Below are 18,048 nucleotides of genomic sequence, written 5' to 3'. Positions count from 1 at the left end.
CAGCCCCGGGTCCCGCCTACGGGGTGACGATCGGGAACCCGCGCTCCGGCCGGGTGACGTAGGAGAACAGGCGCTTGAGCAGGCCCCGGTCCCCTTCGGTCTCGATGCCGGCGAGGCCGTGGCCCGCGAGCAGGCCGAGCAGTTCGGGACGGGTCAGGGTGAGCGTCAGGCCCGCGTGCGGCCTCGGGGTGCGATGCAGCGGCACACTGCGGTGGGTGAGCGCGCCGTGCTCCAGGTTGATCCGGTGGCGGCGTTCCTCGTCGATCACCACCAGGTCGATGACCAGGCGTGGCTCCTGGGCCGCGCGCGGACCGTCGATGCGCACCGCGAGGGCGTCGAGGAGCATGCTCACGGTCAGTTCCGAGGTCAGCTCGGGCGTGTCCGAGGTGACGACGGGGGCGCTCGCCCCCTCACGCAGTTCCAGGGCGCCGGTCAGGTAGACGTTCCGCCAGGGTCCGTTCTCGGCGCCGTACCCGAGGCGTTCGTACACGCCTGCGAGCGTCTGCTTCGCCACCTCGTCGCCCGGGTCGGCGAAGACCAGGTGGTTGAGCAGGGTCGCGGCGAAGCGCAGGTCACCGGCCTCCGCGTACCGTCGGGCCGCCGCGAGCGTCGCCTCGGGACCGCCCGCCACCTCCACGTAGCGGCGCGCGAGGGCGACCGGGGGATGCTCCCACAGGTGGGCGGGGTTGCCGTCGTACCAGCCCAGGTAACGCTGGTAGACGGCCTTGACGTTGTGGCTGAGGGACCCGTAGTAGCCGCGTGCGTGCCAGGCGGCCTCCAGCGCGGGCGGCAGCCGAAGCTCCTCGGCGATCTCCGGGCCGGTCAGGCCGCTGTTGAGCAGCCGCAGCGTCTGGTCGTGCAGATACGCGTACAGGTCGCGCTGCTCCGCCAGCAGGCGTACGACGCTCTCGTGCCCCCAGGTCGGCCAGTGGTGGGAGGCGAAGGCCACGTCGTAGCCGTCGCCGAAGAAGTCGACGGCCTCGTCGAGGTAGCGGGACCAGAGGCGGGCGTCCCGGACGACGGCGCCGCGCAGGGTCAGGATGTTGTGCAGGGTGTGGGTGACGTTCTCCGCCAGGCACAGGGCGCGCTGCTCGGTGAAGAGGAAGTTCATCTCGGCCGGCGCCTCGGTGCCCGGCGTCAGCTGGAACAGGATGTGCACGCCGTCGACGGTCTCCGTCTGCCCGGTGCGGGTGATGTCGACCGTCGGCGGGACGAGGGTGACCGTGCCACTGGACATGGCGAGGCCGAGGCCCGTGCCGATCTGCCCGTCGGGCGCCTTCGCCAGCCGTTCGCCGTACATGAAGCCGGCGCGGCGGGACATCGCCGGCCCCGCGTACACGTTCTCGCTGACCGCGTGCTGAAGGAACCCGGCCGGCGCGAGCACCGGTACGCCCGCCTCCGCCTCGCGCGGCAGCACCCCGCGGGCTCCCCCGAAGTGGTCGACGTGGGAGTGGGTGTAGATCAGCGCGGTCACGGGCCGCTCACCGCGGTGCCGCCGGTACAGGGCGAGGGCGGCCGCCGCGCACTCGGCGGAGATGAGCGGGTCGACGACGACGACGCCGGTACGCCCCTCGACGAGCGTCATGTTGGACAGGTCCAGGCCGCGCACCTGGTAGACGCCCTCGCACACCTCGTACAGCCCCTGCCGGGCGCACAGCTGCGACTGCCGCCACAGACTCGGATGCGCGGTGTCCGGGCACTGCCCGTCCAGGAACCGGTACGCGTCCCCGTCCCAGACCACCCGGCCGTCCCGGTCGGTCACCACGCCCGGCTCCAGAGCGGCGACGAAACCGCGGTCGGCGTTGTCGAGGTCGGTCCGGTCCTCGAAGGGCGGCAGGCCGTCACGGGGCGAGGCGTCCATGTCGCCAGCTTGGGGCCGGGGCGGACGGCGGGCCAGCGGTGGGGGACCGTTCGAGAGCGGGCGGGTCGGGTGCCACGCGCGCTCGGAGGCTTTACTGCGACTTTCTTGCAAGTAGAACTCACCTGCATGAAAGTGGGTGGCGCAGTACCCCCAGAGAAGAAAGGCCCCGCTCCATGCCTCCGTCCGCCTCCCGGATGCGTCTGTCCATCACGCGGCAGGAGTGGGGCCGGCTCGGCGGCATGGCCGCGTTCGTCCTGGCCCTGCACGTCATCGGGTGGTTCACGCTCGTCGGGATCGTCGCGCCCGAGCACTACACCATCGGCGAGAAGTCGTTCGGCATCGGCATCGGCGTGACCGCGTACACCCTCGGCATGCGGCACGCGTTCGACGCGGACCACATCGCCGCGATCGACAACACCACCCGCAAGCTGATGGGCGAGGGGCAGCGGCCGCTGTCGGTCGGGTTCTGGTTCTCGCTCGGCCACTCCAGCGTCGTCTTCGGGCTGGCGCTGCTGCTCTCGCTCGGTGTCAGGACGCTGGCCGGACCCGTCCGCGACGACAACTCCGAGTTGCACGACGTGACCGGCCTCATCGGCACGACGGTCTCCGGCACGTTCCTCTGCGTCATCGCCGCGATCAACCTCGTCATCCTGGCCGGGATCTGGAGGGTGTTCCGGCAGATGCGGTCGGGCGAGTTCGACGAGGCGGCGCTGGAGGAGCAGCTGAACAGCCGCGGCTTCATGAACCGACTCCTCGGCCGCGTGATGAAGTCGATCACCAAGCCGTGGCAGATGTACCCGCTGGGCCTGCTCTTCGGCCTCGGCTTCGACACCGCGACGGAGATCGCCCTCCTCGTCCTGGCCGGCTCGGGCGCGGCCTCCGGGCTGCCCTGGTACGCGATTCTGTGCCTGCCCGTCCTGTTCGCGGCCGGCATGTCGCTGCTCGACACGATCGACGGGTCGTTCATGAACTTCGCGTACGGGTGGGCGTTCTCCAAGCCGGTCCGCAAGGTCTACTACAACCTCACCATCACGGGCCTGTCCGTGGCCGTGGCGCTGATCATCGGCACGACGGAACTGCTCGGCCTGCTCGCCGAGAAGCTCGGCCTGCACGGGGCCTTCTGGGACTGGATCGCCGGCGTCGACCTCAACACCCTGGGATTCGTGATCGTCGGTCTCTTCTTCGCCACATGGGTGCTCGCACTGGTGGTGTGGAAGGTCGGCCGCATCGAGGAGAAGTGGACGGCGGGGCTGGCCCGGCCGGAGCCGCGGCCGGTGGAACAAGGGGTGGAGTAGGGGCAGGGCCGGCCGCGGGCTGATGGCCCGCGGCGCCCCTCGGACCCGCGTCAGTGAGCTGTGGGCGGATCCCTGAACAGGTCGTCGGCGTCGGTGGCTTCGAAGGCCCGATCCAGCCAGCGGTCGAGCACCTCCAGGTCGGTGCAGCCGGTGATGCGCTCGCGGACGTCGTCGGGGACGGGGACGCCGTTCCGCTCCAGCACCCGAAGGATCGCCTTGGCCTCGCCCTTGGCCTCGCCCTCGGCCTTGCCTTCGAGGTAGGCGGTCTCGCGTACAGTGCCGCGTCCGGGGAAGTAGGTGACGAACGTCATCAGCTCTCTCCATTTCTCTCCGGCCGGGGTGTCACCCAGACCGATGTCCAGAAAGTCGTGGTAGTACCTGGCGGACTTCCGGTCGGCCGCTTTCTGTCCACGCGTCGCTCCAACGGCCGGATCTCCGTCACGTCGGGAGTCAGCACGTCCACGGCTGCCTTCTCCGGTATAGGCAGGCCGAGGACCTGGAAGACGGGCGTGAGGATCTCCGGACGTTCCTGGAAGATCCGGTGGGACGTCTCATGGCGAGTGGTGACCATGGGCCGACCGTAGGAACGGGGCGCCCGCTTGTTCGTGAGGATCCGGTCCGGCTCAATCGAACGAGTGTGCAGTTACGTTTCCGTGGCTTTCGTCGCCTTAGCGGAGTGCACTATTCCTGATGTGGCCGAAACGTGATCGGTTTCTGAACTCGTCGCGGTTTCAACGAGGTTGACAGTGGCGTCACCGTGATCGACTATGTGCTCGCGCTGTGGCTCGTGTGACCAATGAGCCACCCGTTTCTTTCGACCACTTCTTTCCGGCCACGGTCCCGGCGGCTTCGTGCTGCCCGCTGCCGTCGGCCGGGTCCGGCCCGTCAAGATGGGGGACCGAATGTCCGACACGAGACGTGTCACCGTACGCCGTCTGCTGGGGGCGGGCGCCGCGGCGCTCACCCTCAGCGCCGTCACCGGGGGCGCCGCCTGGGCCTCGGGCACGCCCGGTGGTGGCGGCTGGGACCACGGGAGCCGCGCGTACGCGTCCGGGAACGGGCCGGGCACCGTCACCGAGGCCGACCACTGCCAGTTCTCGCTGGACGGAAACACGTTCACCGACTCCGTCCGGGTCGACGACCAGAACCTGAAGCCCACCCAGGACGGCAAGGTCCACATCAAGGTGCGTGCCGCCGGCGGCGCCGCGACCTGCACCGCCTCCCTCGCCTCGTACCGCACGCACGGCGCCGCCTTCAACACGTCCGGGCTGCAGGTCTTCCACGACTTCGACTCGGTGACGGTGAAGCAGGGCGAGACCGACTCCCTGGACATCTCCGTGCCCGACGCCGGCTGCTTCGCGCAGATCGACCTCTACCGGGGCAAGGTGAAGTTCGACGGCAACCTCGGCGCGCAGGACGGCTTCGAGCACGGTGACCTGCCCAAGGGCCCGGACCGCCCGGTCATCAAGGACAAGCTGATCGCGTCGTGGAACGGCGGTACGAAGGACTGCACGGCCCAGCCGCCGAGCACCCCGGCCACCACCCCGCCCGCGTCGGCCCCGGCCACCACCCCGCCCGCGTCGGCCCCGGCCACCCCGGTGACCCCGGCGACGCCCGCCTCTCCGTCCGCCTCCGTCTCGACCCCGCCCGCGACCGGCGAGTCGAGCACGCCCCCGGCGCCCACTCCGAACGGCGGCACGTCCACCCCGCCCGGTGGTCTCGCCCAGACCGGTGGCGGCAGCACAGCGCTGCCGATCGCCGCGGGCGCGGCGGCCCTCGTCGCGGCGGGTGCGGGCATCGCGGTCGCCGCCCGGCGCCGTACGTCCCGCGGCCGCGCCTGACGCCTCACGGCGTCCGCTGAACCATCCCCGACGGGTCCGGCGCTCTTGTCCCCCGGAGAGCGCCGGACCCATTTTCCTTCGCGGCTCGGGGCCTGTCCCGGACCGTCACCCCGTGGTCGGTGCCGATCCGGGGGCCGCCCCCGCACCCGGGGTCGTCGACGGCGGCGGGGTGAAGCCCGGCGGCGGGGAGAGGACCACCGTCGGCTCGCCGGGCTGCGGGGCCGGCGGGGTCAGGCTGGACTTCGGGAGCTTCGGCGGGGTCGTCTCCTGGAACACCAGCGAGTCGAAGTCCACCAGGCCCGTCTGCTCCATCACCGTGATGTGGTCGAGCACGGTGTCGTTGGCCACGTCGGCCAGCTGGCGGACCAGCGTGTTCTTCGTGGTGGCGCGGATGTTCGCGATGGCCGGGAAGATCTGGCCGTGCGTCAGTCGCAGGATGTTCGCGAGGTCGCTGTCGAACTGCTTGCCCGTGTCGTTCGTCAGCGTCGTCACGAATCCCTGCTGCTGGGGGCTCGGCTGGTTCGGCAGCGTGATGCCCAGCTCCGCGGCCACCTTCCGGTCGACGGCGTCGAGGTTGACGTGTCCGTTGACCAGATGCGCCCCGGCGGTGCGTACGGCCGGGGTCGTGCCCTTCTTCATGGCGAGCTCACCGGAGGGGAACTCCCACAGGCCGGCCGCCCGCACCTTGACGACGAAGTCGCGGTCCGCCTCGGTCAGCGGTCCCGACGAGGTGTTCGCGATCACACGTGAGGGGGCGCTGGAGACCGTCTGCACTCCGAGCATCGACGGATAGACGAGCGCCGTGAGCGTCAGGGCGAGGGCGCCCGTCACGAAGAGGGTTCCCGCCGCGGTCCGCGAAATGCGCATGGCACCTCCTGGTTGTTCCAACGCCCAGGGGTACGGGTGCGGTCGGAGCCGGAAACCTTTTCCACAGGCAAAATCCACGGTCCGTTCTGTGGGGGCGGTCACACGGCCGATCGGCACGTTCGGTACGGCGCCGTCGGTCACACCGCGGGCCGCGCGAGTCGGGCGGCGCGGGTCCGCCTCGGCAGACTGAGGGCGTGGCGGTGCCGGAACGGGAGGTCCGGTGCCCGTTATGTTCGATCCGAACATCCGACAGTCGGAGCCGGCATGCAGAAGACAGAAGATCTGGCCGAGGAGGCGGAGGCGGCCCTCGCGGTCCCCGCGGCGCCCGAGCGCGCCCCTGCCCGCGGCTGGCCCGCGTTCTGGCCGCTGCTGCTGGCGGCGGCCGTCCTCGCCGGTCCGGCGCTGCTCCTGCTCGGCCGGTGGATGGACGAGCCCGCGATGCAGGCGTGGCGCACCGTCAGTCTGGCCATCACCGTGCAGGCGCTGCCGTTCCTGCTGCTCGGCACGGCCTTGTCCGGCGCCATCAACGCGTTCGTGCCGGCGACCGTGTTCAGCCGGGCGCTGCCCCGCAACCCCGCGCTCGCCGTTCCGGTGGCCGGGGTCGCCGGGGTGGTGCTGCCCGGCTGCGAGTGCGCGTCGGTGCCGGTCGCGAACAGCCTGATCCGGCGGGGTGTCACTCCGGCCGCCGCGTTCGCGTTCCTGCTGTCGGCTCCCGCCGTCAACCCGGTGGTGCTGACCGCCACCGCCGTCGCCTTCCCGGGCAACCCCCTGATGGTCCTGGCCCGGCTGCTCGCCTCGCTCGCCACCGCGGCCGTGATGGGCTGGCTGTGGCTGTGGCTCGGCAGGGAGGAGTGGCTGCGGCCGGCCGTGCGCCACACCGGTCACCGACCGGGGCACAGCCGCTGGCGGGAGTTCCGGCTCGGCTTCCAGCACGACTTCCTGCACGCGGGCGGCTTCCTGGTCGTCGGGGCCATGGCGGCGGCCACCTTCAACGTGGCGGTCCCGCGCTCCGTGCTCGACGTGTTCTCCGGCTCGCCCTGGCTGTCGGTGCTGTTCCTCGCGGGGCTCGCCGTGGTGCTCGCGGTCTGCTCCGAGGCCGACGCGTTCGTGGCCGCCTCGCTGACCGGCTTCTCGCCCGTGGCACGGCTGGCGTTCATGGTGGTGGGGCCGATGGTCGACCTGAAGCTGATCGCCCTTCAGGCGGGCACGTTCGGCCGGGCCTTCGCGGTCCGCTTCTCCACCGCCACGACCGTCGTGGCGGTGTTGTGCAGTGCGCTGATCGGAGGGGCCCTGCTGTGAAACGGCCCTTCCCGGCGGTCCTGCTCGTCCTCGGCGGTCTCGGTCTGCTGCACGCCTCGCTCTTCACCGACCTGTGCCTGAGGTACGTGAGGCCGGGACTGCGGCCGTATCTGATCGCCTCGGGAGCACTGCTGCTCGTGCTGGGGCTGGCGAGCGCGGTCCTCGACCGCGGGCGGGGCGGCCACGACGCGCCCGGCGGTCACGGGGACACCGGCCACGGCCACGGCCACGACCACTCCGGCGCACCCCGGGTCGCCTGGCTGCTGTTCCTGCCCGCGCTGAGCCTGCTCTTCTACGCCCCGCCCGCCCTCGGCTCGTACACCGCCTCCCGTGAGCCCCCCAAGGCCGTCGCGCAGCAGCGGCACTTCGATCCGCTGCCCGCGACCTCGCCGTTGCCGATGACCCTCACGGAATTCACCAGCCGTGTGCAGCAGGACCGTGCGCAGGCCATCAGGGGGCGCAGCGTCACGTTGACCGGTTTCGTCACGCCGGACAAGCACGGCGGGGACTGGTACCTGACCCGGATCGTCTTCTCGTGCTGCGCCGCGGACGCGCAGTCCGTGAAGGTACGGATCCACGGGTCCCCGGCGCTGCCCGCCGACACCTGGGTGGCCGTCACGGGCGCCTGGCACCCCGGCGGGACGCTGGGCACACGGTCGGCGCCGGCCGCGCTGGACGCCCGTACCGTCGAGCGGGTGGACAAGCCGGTGAACGCGTACACGGACGACCTGCCGCTGACGCCGTCGCGCTGACGACCCGCCGCTGACGACGTCCGCCCAGACGGGAGCCGTCCGTACGGGAGCTGTCCGTACGGGAGCCGCCCGCGCCCGCTGTACACCTGGGTGAACCAACGCCCAAGCCCCGCCCATGACTTCACAACCCGGGGCCTTCGCGTGGACAAACCTTCAACCAAGCTTCTCCCGGTCCCGCAAAGGGGTCTACCCGCATAGAAGCCCCGGTGCTGTCATGCTCACGACCGCCCGGAACCATGCCGGGCATCCCCACCGGGAGACTCCCCATGTCCCGAATATCGCGCCCCCTGGTGACCACCCTGTCCACCCTCGCCCTCGCCGCCGCGGGTCTGACCGTCACCGCCGGCAGCGCGCACGCGCAGTCGTGCGGCCAGGACTACCTTCCCCTCCCCGACCCCAGCTGCCAGCCCGGTGCCGTCAACCCGGACGTCACACAGGACACGATCGACTCCACCATCTGCGTGTCCGGCTGGACCGCGACCGTGCGGCCCTCCAGCTCGTACACCACCGCGCTGAAGAAGAAGCAGATCGTCGAGTACGGCTACAGCGACACCAGCACCGCGGACTACGAGGAGGACCACCTCATCCCGCTGGAGCTCGGCGGCAACCCCACCAGCCCCGAGAACCTGTGGCCCGAGCCGCGCTACGACACGGGTTCGGGCGAAGTCGCCGCCGACAAGGACACCGTCGAGAACACGCTCAAGAAGGACGTGTGCAACGGCGAGGTCAGCCTCGACGACGCGCGCAACGCTATCGCCACCGACTGGACGACCGCGCTCTCCAGCCTCGGCCTGAGCTGAACGAGAGGCCCTAGGCCATCCAGAAGAAGACGGCCGTCATGCGCCTGTCCTCCAGGTCGCTGCCCCAGTAACCGGTGGCGCTGTGCATGAGGTTGGCCTTGTACAGCAGCAGCCGGTTGTAGCGCTGCGGCACGCGGATGTCCTCGGTGAACGCGTCCGGCGAGACGTACCGCGTGCCCAGCGCCTCGACCAGGTTGGTGTGCGGCGCCTGCACCATGTTGCCGCCGAGGACGCCGCCCGGCAGGCTCTGCCGGTAGAAGCTCGTGCCGCAGTCCTTGGGGATGTTCGGGCTGAGGTAGAGCACGGCGGCGTACCGGCACAGGGCGCGCGAGTCGGTGTGCGGGCGCGGTTCGCCCTCGTCCTTGCCGACGACCTGGACGCAGTTGTGGTTGAGGGTGCCGCCGCCGGGGGCGGTCTCCTGCCAGAGCTTCGCCGCACCGGTCTCCTTGCGCACCAGCCGCTCGATCCGGGCGAGTTCCGCCGGTTCGAGGCCGGGCATGGTGCGCATCCCCGGCCAGCTCTCCTGCGTGTACGGGTATCCCTTGACCCAGTCGTCCTTGGCGAGACAGCGGGCCCGGACCTCGTCCACGTTCGGCAGCACGTCGTCGAGGACCCAGTAGTCGCGGCCACGGGTGGGCTTGCGGTACGGCAGGACGGGCAGGCGCGGGGGCTGTGGGGGCTGTGGGGGCATGCGGGTGAACCTACAGTTCGCCCCCACCGTCGTTTCTCTTCGTTCGGTCAAGCCTTCGTCAACTCAACCTGCCTGGTCGGCAGCGGAGTTGAGCGGGAGCGTCACGGCGTCGGCGCGGCCGGGCTCGACAGGCCCGTCTCCTGCGGCGTCTCCGCCGAGCTGCTGTCCGGGCCGAACACCGACATGCCCACGTACATCGCCGTCAGGAACAGCAGCGCAGCGGCGATCAGCCCCACCGCACGCGGCCGCCCGGTGACGAACCCGCGCAGCGACGGACGCGCGCGCCGGTTCCCCGACGACGACCGCTGGCGGGCCGCGCGGTGGCCGGGGAGCGCGGACGGGAGTTTGTACGTCGTCGCCGGGCCCTCCACCCGGGGCGGGACCGGCGACTTCGGGGCCGGGAGGGGAGTCGGGACCGCAGCGGGCGTCACGACCGGGACCGGTGCCGCGGCCGGAAGCGGTTCCGGGCGGCCGCGCCAGGCGCCCGTGGCGAACCAGTCGGCGGCCTGCCGTGCCGTGGGCCGGTCCTCGGGCCGCTTGGCGAGCAGGCCGAGCAGATAGTTCTCGAAGGCGGGCGGCAGGGCGGCACCCAGCTCGCGCGGCGGTACCGGTGTGGCGTCCAGGTGCTGGTGCAGGATCGCGATCGGGCTGTCGGCGCGGAACGGCGGCTGCCCGGTGAGAAGTTGGTAGAGGACACAGCCGAGCGAGTACACGTCGCTGGCCGGTCCCGCAGGCTTGCCCAGAGCACGCTCGGGCGCGATGTACAGGCTCGTCCCGACGATCTGCCCGGTCGCCGTGAGCGCGCCCGACGGGTCGTCCATGAAGCGGGCGATGCCGAAGTCGCCGATCTTCAGGCTGCCGCCCGCGTCGAGGAGCAGGTTGCCGGGCTTGATGTCGCGGTGCACGATGCCCTGTTCGTGCGCCACGGCGAGTCCGGCCGCCGCCTGGGCGGCGATGGCCGCGACCTGGTCGGCGGGCAGCGGCCCGTCGTCGGCGAGCACCCGGGCGAGGCTCGCACCCTCCACCAGCTCCATGACCAGGAACAGCCGTCCCTCGTGCTCCCCGAAGTCGAGCACGCCGACCACGTGCGGGTGGTGGAGCCGGCCCGCCGTCTGTGCCTCGAGGCGGAAACGGGAGTCGGCGGTGGGGTCGGCGTTCCGGTCGAGCAATACCTTGACGGCGACGGGACGGCCGAGCATCTGGTCGTACGCCCGCCAGACCTCTCCCATCGCGCCACGTCCGATGGTGGTGTTCAGCTGGTACCGGCCCGCGATCAGCACCTGTTGTTTCATCCTCACGCCGGGAGACGAATGCCGTGCGACGACTCGACCGCCGCCGGACAGGATTCCGCCAGGGCGGGTGGGGGTGGGGTGCCGCAGCGGATCACAGCCTACTGGCACGGACACACGATTCGATCACGGTCTCCCCCATCCGGTGACCTCCGGGTGACGAGCCGGTTGCGCAATCCTCGCGTGTCCGACACTCCTGACCGACCGGTTCCACGGCACGAGTGCTTGGACCGCCTGCTGTTGAGCGCGTCGCGCGGGCACGCCGAAAACCGCCCCCCGCGAGATCGCGGGGAGCGGTGAGTGACCGTGGTGGCGTTCGCCTGTGGTCAGCCGAGGCAGACGACGAGCAGGCAGATCTGCGACGGCGAGGTCGCCGCCGGGGACGGGGCGGTCTGCGAGGTGCCCGGAGCCGTGCCGCCGCCGGTGCCGTTGCCGGTACCGGCGGCCGGGGAGGAGGTGTGCTGGGACGTCCCCGTGGACGACGAGGAGTCCGTCCCCGACTGGGAGGAAGAGTTCGCCGTCGTGTGGCTCGTGCCCGACGTACCCGTGCCCGCCGCACCTGTCGTGCCCGTCGAGTGCGTCGTACGGGACGAGGTGGCCGTGTCCGGCCGAGCGGCCGACGGCGTGGCATGTGCCGCGCCCGGCGAGGACAGACGGGGCAGGTCTGCCGCGGGGGACTGCGCGGCGGAGGTGTGCGCGGCCCGGGGCGCGGCGGAGTGCGGGGTGCCGGAGCGGGGCGGCGCCGGACTGCTGTACAGCGACGTCGGTTCCTCCGCACCTCCGAGGGCCGACGCCTCCGGAGCCGGGGCCGCCTGGGCGCGGTCGGCGGTGTGCCGGTCCATCGAGGCCACGGTCAGACCGCCTCCGACGAGGGCGACGGCGGTCGCCACCAGGGCCTTGCGCTGGGTCTTCTTCCAGCGCGCCAGCCGGCGCCGCCGCGCGGCACGCCCTTCCGTGCGGCGCGCCGGGCCCGTGAGGTCGGCGTGCGGGGCCTCGTCGAAGTCCGGGGCTTCATGGATGTCGGGGGCCGCGGACTCCCATGGCGCCGTGGCCGCCGTCGCCTCCATGACCGGAGTCGCCGTGGTGGCCGGGCCCGGGAGGGTGTGGCCGTCGGCGGTGAACGGGGCGATGTCGGGGGCGTAGGCACCGCATCCGGGGCACACCAGGGCGCCGTTGAGATGCCGACGACACGAGGAGCAGTAGTCCATTGCGGTCTTCCTGTGTTGGCTCGTCGCCGCCCCGACGGGCCGCGTTCGCACCTGGAATCGAACGGGTTGCCACGCTAACGGGGCCATCGAAAGACCCTGTGCAGGCTGTGTGGGGTTTGTGAGGGGATTCTCCGGGGGCCTTGCAGGGGTGCCTCCCGCGCCTTCGGGCGGCGCACTGCACGCGGGCGGGGTGCGGGGTGCGGGGCACGGGGAGCAGGGTGGGGAGTGGTCGTGACTACCTCTGCCGTGACTACCTCTGCCGTATCGAGGGGCGGACCGACGGTGCGGTGTCGGCGCCGGTCCGGCTCGCCGACGGCTCGGGACGTGCCGGGGTCGGTGTCGCCGACGGTTCCCGGGTGGCGGTCGGCGGGCGGCTCGCGGTGCGGGAACCGCCGGTTCGAGGAGCCGTGGTGGGGCGCGGGGTGGCGCTTCCGGGCGATGCCGACCGGGACGGCGACGCCGACGGGGCGGCGGGCGCCGGACGACCGCTCGGGGGCGGCGGGGCGAGAGGGACCGACGGGGGTGCGGGTGTCTCGGGCGCCGCCAGGTGGAGCGGCAGGGCGACGAGGACGGCGACGGCGGCGGTGAGGCCGGCCCCGGCCGCCGCGCGGAGCAGCCGGCGGCGGGCCGCGGCGCGGCGGATCGCGCGGAAGCGGCCGGGGGGCGGGCCGAGGTGGTCCGAGGGGGGCCGCAGGATGACCGCGAGGGGGTCGTCGGGTTCCAGCTCCGGGCCGCCGTCAGAGCGTGTGGTCAAGGCTTCTCCTCAGGTGGACGCGGAGCAGTTCCCGGGCCGCGTGCAGGTCGGCCTTGACGGTTCCTTCCTTGCGTCCGGTCAGCACGGACACCTCCCGGATCGGCATGTCAGCGTAGTAGTGCAACAGGATCGGGACGCGCAGTCGCTCCGGCAGCGACTGCACGAGCAGGCGCACCGAGGGGTCGGCCTGTTCGGGGTGGGGGCGTACGGCGGCCTCCGTGGTGGCGCGGTGCACGGCTCTGCGCTCGCGCTCGAGCTTGCGCCAGTGGTCCCGGACGATGTTGGCCGCGGTGACGTAGAGGAAGCCGCGCGGCTCGTCCACGGACGTCCAGCGGGCCCAGAGCCGGGTGAACGCCTCCGAGGCGATCTCGTGGGCCGTCTCGTCGTCGTCGACGAGACGGCGGCACCAGCCGGCGAGGCGTGGATAGACGGCGGCGAACAGCTCGGACGCCGCCCTCTCACGGGACCGTTTCAACGCTCTCCATGGTCGTGGGGCAGTCGTGGGGTAGGACCTCGGCCCACCGGCGTACGTTCCGAAGGCCCGGGATCCGTACCGGCGGTCGAGGGCCGGCGGCATGCCGGCGCATCAGGGAGCGGCGGTATGCCGGCGGGATCAGGGGGTGGACGTGGTCAGCGCCGCGAAGACGATCACGTTGTCGGGGTAGCCGTCGCCGGTACGGGGACCCCCGCAGGTGATCAGCCGCAACTCCGGGCGGTTCACGTTCCCGTAGACCTCCTCCGTCGGGAAGTCGGCCTTGGCGACCGTCCGTACGGAGCGGACCGTGAACACGGCCGAGTTCCCGTTCTCCAGGCGCGCCACGATCCGGTCGCCCCGGTGCAGCTCCGCGAGGTGACGGAAGACCCCGTCCCCGTAGCTGCCCACCGTGACATGACCGAGGATGACCGACGGCCCGACCTGACCCGGTGTCGGTGAGTGCCAGTACCAGCCCGCCCGGTCGTGTGCGGAGACCGGCGGCACCTGCACACTGCCGTCCTGCGCCAACCCCAGCCGCATGACCGGCGTGTCGACCCCGATGGCCGGGATCTGCAGCCTGACGGGGGCCGAACGCTCCACCGCCGGCGCCACCTCGGCGGAGGTCGACGCGGGCGGTGGCGTACTGCCGGGACGGACGGTTCCGGGACGGGTGGCCGGGGCCCGGCCGGCCTCGTGGCCGCCGCAGCCCGCGAGCAGCGCGGTCATCGCCACGGCGGCGAAGGCGCGCCTGGAGAGCCGGGTCATGCCCCGGTCGCCCGCCGGCGGCGTACGACGTGGACGGCAGCACCACCCGCGACCAGTGCCAGGCCGGCGCCCCCACCGATCAGCCCGGGGGACACGGACCGGGAGGTCCCTGCGGGTACGCCGGTGTCCGGCGCGCCGCTGGGGACGACGGAGACCTGGCCGCGCGCCCTCGTCGGCGCGGCACTGGGAACCGCGCTCGCGGCGGTCGGCGGCGCGGTCCGTTCCGGGGCGGCGGACGGGGAGGCGGTGGCCGCGCGGGCGGTCGGGGAGGGGGACGCCCCGTCGGCGAACGCGGGCACGGTGCCCGCCAGCCCGGCGGTGCACGCAAGTGCCATGGCGCTGAGGACAGTTCGGCGCATCGAATCGCTCTCTTTCGTCGGTCCGCCCGGTGCTGCGGCGGGCTGAATCACGGATCGAGCGCAGAGACGAGACGGCGCCGGAGCAGGTTGTAAAGAGATGGCAAAGTCACCCGGGGTCGCCCGGGACACGCTCTCTGACGCAACACCGTCTACGCCGGCATGCGCCAGACCGGCACCCACAACGCGCCGCAGGTCGAAGCCGCCGCCGACCACAGCGCCCGGCACGGCGTCGACCTGCGCGCCATCGAACTCGACGTCAACTCCCAGGAGTCCCCGCCGACGGCGCCACCGAGGCGGAGTACGAGACGAAGTACCCCGGCCTCATGGAACAGGTCGCCCAGAAGCCGGCCGCGCCGGCCCCCGAGGACGCGGACGCCTCGATGGTCTCCGACGAGATCGCCCGCATCGTCGCCCTCCCCGCCGGACAGCGGCCGTACCTGGTCCACATCGACCCCGCCGACGACGGCTCGGAAGAGGTCTCGAACGTCGCCGACCGCATCCGCCGGGAGTTCCTCACCCGGGTCGACCTCGCCGACCTGCTCACCGTCCACCCGGCGCCCGCACCCCGGACGCCCGGCGCGGTCGTGGCGTAGGCCCCGGCTTGCACCGGCCCGGCGGCCGAGGTCCCCGGCACCGCGCCACCGGCCGGTTCCCGGTCGCGTGCTCAGGCGTTGTCGGGGAGGGCGAGCCACTCCTTCCAGGTGAGGTCACGGCCTATGTGACGCGGCTTGCGGAAGGGCCAGGCCTCGGCGATCCACTGCGGGACGAACTCGTCCATAGTGCGCTCCAGTTCGGTGCCGACCTTGTCGTCCACCACCCACCAGGAGATCTCGGCGTCGGCGCCGGTCTTCTCCGGCGGGTCGATGTACACGCAGCCCAACAGAGCGGTGCCAGCCTCGTCGAAGAGCGCGTAGTTGAAGGCCTTGTGCTCGGCGATCTCCCGCTCGTGGTGCAGCAGGTCCTCACGGTCCTGGTCGTACGTCATGGTGGCGGGCGGCCAGCCCCACGCCTCGCCGTAGATGGACCACAGCCGTTCCCGCGATCCCATGACTGCGGGGTAGTCGAGGTCCGTGTCGGCGGCGGAGACGGGGCGGAGATGGTGGCCACCGGGGAGCGGCACGCGGACGGGGTGGACGAAGTCGTCGGGAAGCCAGTTCATGGACCGGAGGCTAGCGGTCGCCGAGGCCCGCTCGCTGCCGGCCGCCGAACAGCCTCGGCCGAGCAATGCAGGGGCCGCCCCCGCAATGCGGAGGCCGTCGCGCATCGCGGGGGCTAGGATCCGGGCCATGGCCCTGACCATGAGCGACGTGGACCGGTTCGAGGCCTCCAGGTCCCGCCTGGAGGCCATCGCCTACCGCCTCCTCGGCTCCGCGAGCGAGGCCGAGGACGCCGTGCAGGAGACGTTCCTGCGCTGGCAGTCCGCCGATGTCGGCCACATCGAGGTCCCCGAGGCCTGGCTGACGAAGGTTCTCACCAACCTGTGCCTCAACCAGCTCACCTCGGCCCGCGCGCGGCGCGAGACCTACGTGGGCCAGTGGCTCCCCGAGCCGCTGCTCGCCGGGGACCCGATGCTCGGCCCGGCCGACACGGCCGAACAGCGCGAGTCGGTCTCGTACGCGGTCCTCACCCTGCTGGAGCGCCTCTCCCCGAACGAGCGGGCGGTGTACGTGCTGCGGGAGGCCTTCGACTACCCGCACCGGGAGATCGCCGAGATCCTCGACATCACCGAGTCCGCCAGCCAGCAGATCTTCCACCGCGCCAAGAAGCACGTCGCGGACGGCAGGGCCCGCAGCGAGATCGACGAGGCCGCCGCCCGGCGGATCGTCCACGAGTTCCTCGCCGCCGCCACCAGCGGCCGGACCGAGCCGCTCGTGCGGCTGCTCACCCAGGACGCCGTCTCGATCGGTGACGGCGGCGGGAAGGTCCCGGCCCGCGCCAAGGCGTTCGAGGGCGCGCTCGCGGTCGCGAAGTTCCTGCGGGGCCTGTTCAAACCGAGCAAGGCCAAGCAGGCCCTGGTCGGTGGCTCACCCGAGGTGTACGCCACGACCGCCAACGGCGATCCGGCCGTCGTGGCGGTCGTCGACGGTCGGGTCGTCGGCGTCATGTGCCTGGAGATCACCGCCGAGGGCATCGCCGCCTTCCGCAACCAGGTCAACCCCGACAAGCTCGAACGCGCGACCAGGCGATGGGCGGCCGACGACCACGGCGAACCCCTGCTCAGCGCCTTCTGACCCTTCCGATCCCGATGTGAGGTGCTTCACATCACGTTCCTGTCAGGAAACGGCGGACCGCCCGGTTCAAGGGGCGAACCCGCCCACGCAGCAGCGCTCGAGACAGGAGCAAGGAGATGCAGCACCGCATCGTCGTCCTCGGAGCCGGATACACCGGAGCCATCGCCGCCGGGCGCCTCGCCAGGCGGCTGCGCCGCGAAGACGTCGCCATCACCCTCGTCAACGCCGAGCCCGACTTCGTCGAGCGCGTCCGGATGCACCAGCTCGCGGTCGGCCAGGACCTCGAACCCCGGCCGTTCGACGAGATCTTCGCGGGCACCGGGGTCGAACTGAAGCTCGCGAAGGTCACCGGCGTCGACGTCGACCGCAGGACCGTGACCGTCATCGCCGCCGACGGCGCCGAGGGGCGGGAGGAGGAACTGTCCTACGACACCCTCGTGTACGCCCTCGGCAGCGGCTGGAACGACCAGGGCGTCCCCGGAACCGCCGAGCACGCCCACGAGATCGCCAGTCGCCCCGGAGCGCTCCGGCTGCGCGAGCGCCTGGCCCGCCTGGACGCCGGACAGCCCGTGGTCGTGGTCGGCGGCGGCCTCACCGGCCTGGAGGCGGCGACCGAGATCGCCGAGGCCCGTCCCGACCTCGACGTCGCCCTCGTCGCCCGCGGCGGCCTCGGCGACTGGCTCTCGCCCAGGGGCCGCCGGCACCTGCGGAAGGTCTTCGGCAGGCTCGGCGTCACCGTGCACGAACACGCCGACGTCACCGCCGTCGAGGCCGACCGCGTCACCACCGCCGACGGCACCTCCGTCCCCGCCGCGGTCACCGTGTGGACCACCGGCTTCGCCGTCCACCCGATCGCGAAGGCCACCACCCTGGAGGTCACCGACACGGGCCGGATCGTGGTCGACGCAACCATGCGTTCGGTCTCGCACCCCGACGTCTACGCCATCGGAGACGCGGCCATGGCGACGGGCCCCGGCGACAAGCCGCTGCGGATGTCGTGCGCCTCGGGCACCCCCATGGCGTGGCAGGCCGCCGACGCCATCGCGGCGCGCCTGACCGGCGGGAAGCTCCCGAAGGTACCGCTGCGCTACTTCAACCAGTGCATCTCGCTGGGCCGCAGGGAGGGCCTGATCCAGTACGTCACCGCCGACGACCGCGCCGTCCGGGCGGCCCTGACGGGACGGCTCGCCGCCGTCTACAAGGAGTTGGTCTGCAAGGGCGCGGCCTGGAGCATCGCCAACCCGACGCTCGGCATTCCGACCCGGCCCCGCCGCGTCGTGCGGGAGGCGGCCCAGGCGGGCCCGGCGGTCAGGACGCCGGCCTGACGCGCCCGGCGGAGCGGGCGTCCTCGAGGCGAGGGCGCCCGCTCCGCCGTCGGTCCGTGCGGCGCATGCGGTACGTCCACTCTCCTTCTAGCTCAGCTCGAGCAGCCCGGGCGAGCCTGCTGGAACCTTCGGCGCGGTTCCGCCGGAGAGCGCGAGCCCCGACACGCGAAAGGAACGAACTGCGATGTTCTGCATGGAGGGAAGCCGGGGTTGGCTGCGGCACCGGTCCACGGGGC

The 18,048-nt window shown here is 72.2% G+C and carries 19 protein-coding genes; 8 read left to right on the top strand and 11 right to left on the bottom strand.

Features of this window, described 5'->3' with window-relative positions:
• Positions 1 to 16: 16 nt before the first annotated feature.
• On the bottom strand, positions 17 to 1,861 hold the full coding sequence (locus tag ACFYZE_RS05095) for an alkyl/aryl-sulfatase (RefSeq protein WP_388988756.1): 1,845 nt from the start codon (positions 1,859 to 1,861) through the stop codon (positions 17 to 19).
• A gap of 173 nt (positions 1,862 to 2,034) precedes the next feature.
• Here ACFYZE_RS05095 and ACFYZE_RS05090 point away from each other — a divergent pair, with 173 nt between their 5' ends.
• Entirely contained in the window at positions 2,035 to 3,156 is a 1,122-nt protein-coding gene (locus tag ACFYZE_RS05090) for a HoxN/HupN/NixA family nickel/cobalt transporter (RefSeq protein ID WP_388988753.1), read from the top strand.
• Positions 3,157 to 3,206: 50 nt separating this feature from the next.
• Here the strand turns inward: ACFYZE_RS05090 and ACFYZE_RS05085 are convergent, their stop codons facing one another.
• A complete protein-coding gene (locus ACFYZE_RS05085) occupies positions 3,207 to 3,467 on the bottom strand; it encodes a hypothetical protein (RefSeq protein ID WP_388988750.1) in 261 nt (86 codons plus the stop codon).
• Positions 3,468 to 4,058: 591 nt separating this feature from the next.
• On the opposite strand from ACFYZE_RS05085, the gene ACFYZE_RS05080 reads away from it, so the two are divergent.
• Positions 4,059 to 4,997: a hypothetical protein gene (locus ACFYZE_RS05080; RefSeq protein WP_388988747.1), complete on the top strand. Its 939-nt coding sequence runs from the start codon at positions 4,059 to 4,061 to the stop codon at positions 4,995 to 4,997.
• A 105-nt stretch (positions 4,998 to 5,102) separates the two neighbouring features.
• Here ACFYZE_RS05080 and ACFYZE_RS05075 read toward each other — a convergent pair whose 3' ends face one another.
• Complete coding sequence (locus ACFYZE_RS05075) at positions 5,103 to 5,864, bottom strand: DUF4142 domain-containing protein (RefSeq protein ID WP_388988744.1); 762 nt, start codon at positions 5,862 to 5,864, stop codon at positions 5,103 to 5,105.
• A 264-nt stretch (positions 5,865 to 6,128) separates the two neighbouring features.
• On the opposite strand from ACFYZE_RS05075, the gene ACFYZE_RS05070 reads away from it, so the two are divergent.
• From ACFYZE_RS05070 to ACFYZE_RS05060, 3 genes are all read left to right on the top strand, one after another.
• Positions 6,129 to 7,163 carry a permease gene (locus ACFYZE_RS05070; protein WP_388988741.1) on the top strand — a complete coding sequence of 345 codons (1,035 nt, stop codon included), beginning with the start codon at positions 6,129 to 6,131 and terminating at the stop codon, positions 7,161 to 7,163.
• A complete protein-coding gene (locus ACFYZE_RS05065; protein ID WP_388988738.1) occupies positions 7,160 to 7,915 on the top strand; it encodes a TIGR03943 family putative permease subunit in 756 nt (251 codons plus the stop codon). Before ACFYZE_RS05070 ends, ACFYZE_RS05065 begins: the two co-directional genes overlap by 4 nt.
• A gap of 266 nt (positions 7,916 to 8,181) precedes the next feature.
• Positions 8,182 to 8,715, top strand: coding sequence for a hypothetical protein (locus ACFYZE_RS05060; protein WP_388988735.1), 534 nt, complete (start codon positions 8,182 to 8,184; stop codon positions 8,713 to 8,715).
• 10 nt (positions 8,716 to 8,725) lie between these two features.
• On the opposite strand, the gene ACFYZE_RS05055 is transcribed toward ACFYZE_RS05060, so the two are convergent.
• The 7 genes from ACFYZE_RS05055 to ACFYZE_RS05025 all read right to left on the bottom strand — a co-directional run bounded on the left by ACFYZE_RS05055 (position 8,726) and on the right by ACFYZE_RS05025 (position 14,256).
• The gene (locus ACFYZE_RS05055; RefSeq protein ID WP_388988733.1) at positions 8,726 to 9,406 is read right to left on the bottom strand and encodes a DUF6445 family protein; all 681 of its coding nucleotides are present in this window, start codon (positions 9,404 to 9,406) and stop codon (positions 8,726 to 8,728) included.
• Positions 9,407 to 9,507: 101 nt separating this feature from the next.
• Positions 9,508 to 10,698 (bottom strand): protein kinase, encoded by a 1,191-nt coding sequence (locus ACFYZE_RS05050; protein WP_388989524.1) that lies wholly within the window; start codon positions 10,696 to 10,698, stop codon positions 9,508 to 9,510.
• A 323-nt stretch (positions 10,699 to 11,021) separates the two neighbouring features.
• A complete protein-coding gene (locus ACFYZE_RS05045) occupies positions 11,022 to 11,903 on the bottom strand; it encodes a hypothetical protein (protein ID WP_388988730.1) in 882 nt (293 codons plus the stop codon).
• A gap of 250 nt (positions 11,904 to 12,153) precedes the next feature.
• On the bottom strand, positions 12,154 to 12,657 hold the full coding sequence (locus tag ACFYZE_RS05040) for a hypothetical protein (RefSeq protein ID WP_388988728.1): 504 nt from the start codon (positions 12,655 to 12,657) through the stop codon (positions 12,154 to 12,156).
• Complete coding sequence (locus ACFYZE_RS05035; protein ID WP_388988725.1) at positions 12,641 to 13,132, bottom strand: RNA polymerase sigma factor; 492 nt, start codon at positions 13,130 to 13,132, stop codon at positions 12,641 to 12,643. Before ACFYZE_RS05035 ends, ACFYZE_RS05040 begins: the two co-directional genes overlap by 17 nt.
• A gap of 138 nt (positions 13,133 to 13,270) precedes the next feature.
• Positions 13,271 to 13,897 carry a class F sortase gene (locus ACFYZE_RS05030; protein ID WP_388988722.1) on the bottom strand — a complete coding sequence of 209 codons (627 nt, stop codon included), beginning with the start codon at positions 13,895 to 13,897 and terminating at the stop codon, positions 13,271 to 13,273.
• On the bottom strand, positions 13,894 to 14,256 hold the full coding sequence (locus tag ACFYZE_RS05025; protein WP_388988719.1) for a sortase-dependent protein: 363 nt from the start codon (positions 14,254 to 14,256) through the stop codon (positions 13,894 to 13,896). Before ACFYZE_RS05025 ends, ACFYZE_RS05030 begins: the two co-directional genes overlap by 4 nt.
• Positions 14,257 to 14,579: 323 nt before the next feature.
• On the opposite strand from ACFYZE_RS05025, the gene ACFYZE_RS05020 reads away from it, so the two are divergent.
• Positions 14,580 to 14,849, top strand: a complete 270-nt coding sequence (locus ACFYZE_RS05020; RefSeq protein ID WP_388988716.1) for a hypothetical protein — start codon at positions 14,580 to 14,582, stop codon at positions 14,847 to 14,849.
• 71 nt (positions 14,850 to 14,920) lie between these two features.
• Here the strand turns inward: ACFYZE_RS05020 and ACFYZE_RS05015 are convergent, their stop codons facing one another.
• Positions 14,921 to 15,415: an N-acetyltransferase gene (locus ACFYZE_RS05015; protein WP_388988713.1), complete on the bottom strand. Its 495-nt coding sequence runs from the start codon at positions 15,413 to 15,415 to the stop codon at positions 14,921 to 14,923.
• Positions 15,416 to 15,542: 127 nt separating this feature from the next.
• Between ACFYZE_RS05015 and ACFYZE_RS05010 the strand changes: the two genes are divergently transcribed.
• Positions 15,543 to 16,487 (top strand): RNA polymerase sigma-70 factor, encoded by a 945-nt coding sequence (locus ACFYZE_RS05010; protein ID WP_388988710.1) that lies wholly within the window; start codon positions 15,543 to 15,545, stop codon positions 16,485 to 16,487.
• Between the two features lie 116 nt (positions 16,488 to 16,603).
• On the top strand, positions 16,604 to 17,812 hold the full coding sequence (locus ACFYZE_RS05005; RefSeq protein WP_388988707.1) for an NAD(P)/FAD-dependent oxidoreductase: 1,209 nt from the start codon (positions 16,604 to 16,606) through the stop codon (positions 17,810 to 17,812).
• Positions 17,813 to 18,048 lie beyond the last annotated feature (236 nt).

This window comes from Streptomyces sp. NPDC001796 (assembly GCF_042892355.1).
Lineage (GTDB): Bacteria > Actinomycetota > Actinomycetes > Streptomycetales > Streptomycetaceae > Streptomyces.
Note: the sequence above shows the minus strand (reverse complement) of the source record. Positions and strands in the feature narration are given on the sequence as shown.

Bases quoted from the DNA above. Each gene is read 5' to 3' on its own strand.
- ACFYZE_RS05015 (WP_388988713.1), bottom strand. From the start codon at position 15,415: ATGAACTGGCTTCCCGACGACTTCGTCCACCCCGTCCGCGTGCCGCTC.
- ACFYZE_RS05030 (WP_388988722.1), bottom strand. From the start codon at position 13,897: ATGACCCGGCTCTCCAGGCGCGCCTTCGCCGCCGTGGCGATGACCGCG.
- ACFYZE_RS05070 (WP_388988741.1), top strand. From the start codon at position 6,129: ATGCAGAAGACAGAAGATCTGGCCGAGGAGGCGGAGGCGGCCCTCGCG.
- ACFYZE_RS05075 (WP_388988744.1), bottom strand. From the start codon at position 5,864: ATGCGCATTTCGCGGACCGCGGCGGGAACCCTCTTCGTGACGGGCGCC.
- ACFYZE_RS05025 (WP_388988719.1), bottom strand. From the start codon at position 14,256: ATGCGCCGAACTGTCCTCAGCGCCATGGCACTTGCGTGCACCGCCGGG.
- ACFYZE_RS05020 (WP_388988716.1), top strand. From the start codon at position 14,580: ATGGAACAGGTCGCCCAGAAGCCGGCCGCGCCGGCCCCCGAGGACGCG.
- ACFYZE_RS05060 (WP_388988735.1), top strand. From the start codon at position 8,182: ATGTCCCGAATATCGCGCCCCCTGGTGACCACCCTGTCCACCCTCGCC.
- ACFYZE_RS05085 (WP_388988750.1), bottom strand. From the start codon at position 3,467: ATGACGTTCGTCACCTACTTCCCCGGACGCGGCACTGTACGCGAGACC.
- ACFYZE_RS05050 (WP_388989524.1), bottom strand. From the start codon at position 10,698: ATGAAACAACAGGTGCTGATCGCGGGCCGGTACCAGCTGAACACCACC.
- ACFYZE_RS05095 (WP_388988756.1), bottom strand. From the start codon at position 1,861: ATGGACGCCTCGCCCCGTGACGGCCTGCCGCCCTTCGAGGACCGGACC.
- ACFYZE_RS05055 (WP_388988733.1), bottom strand. From the start codon at position 9,406: ATGCCCCCACAGCCCCCACAGCCCCCGCGCCTGCCCGTCCTGCCGTAC.
- ACFYZE_RS05005 (WP_388988707.1), top strand. From the start codon at position 16,604: ATGCAGCACCGCATCGTCGTCCTCGGAGCCGGATACACCGGAGCCATC.
- ACFYZE_RS05010 (WP_388988710.1), top strand. From the start codon at position 15,543: ATGGCCCTGACCATGAGCGACGTGGACCGGTTCGAGGCCTCCAGGTCC.
- ACFYZE_RS05045 (WP_388988730.1), bottom strand. From the start codon at position 11,903: ATGGACTACTGCTCCTCGTGTCGTCGGCATCTCAACGGCGCCCTGGTG.
- ACFYZE_RS05080 (WP_388988747.1), top strand. From the start codon at position 4,059: ATGTCCGACACGAGACGTGTCACCGTACGCCGTCTGCTGGGGGCGGGC.
- ACFYZE_RS05090 (WP_388988753.1), top strand. From the start codon at position 2,035: ATGCCTCCGTCCGCCTCCCGGATGCGTCTGTCCATCACGCGGCAGGAG.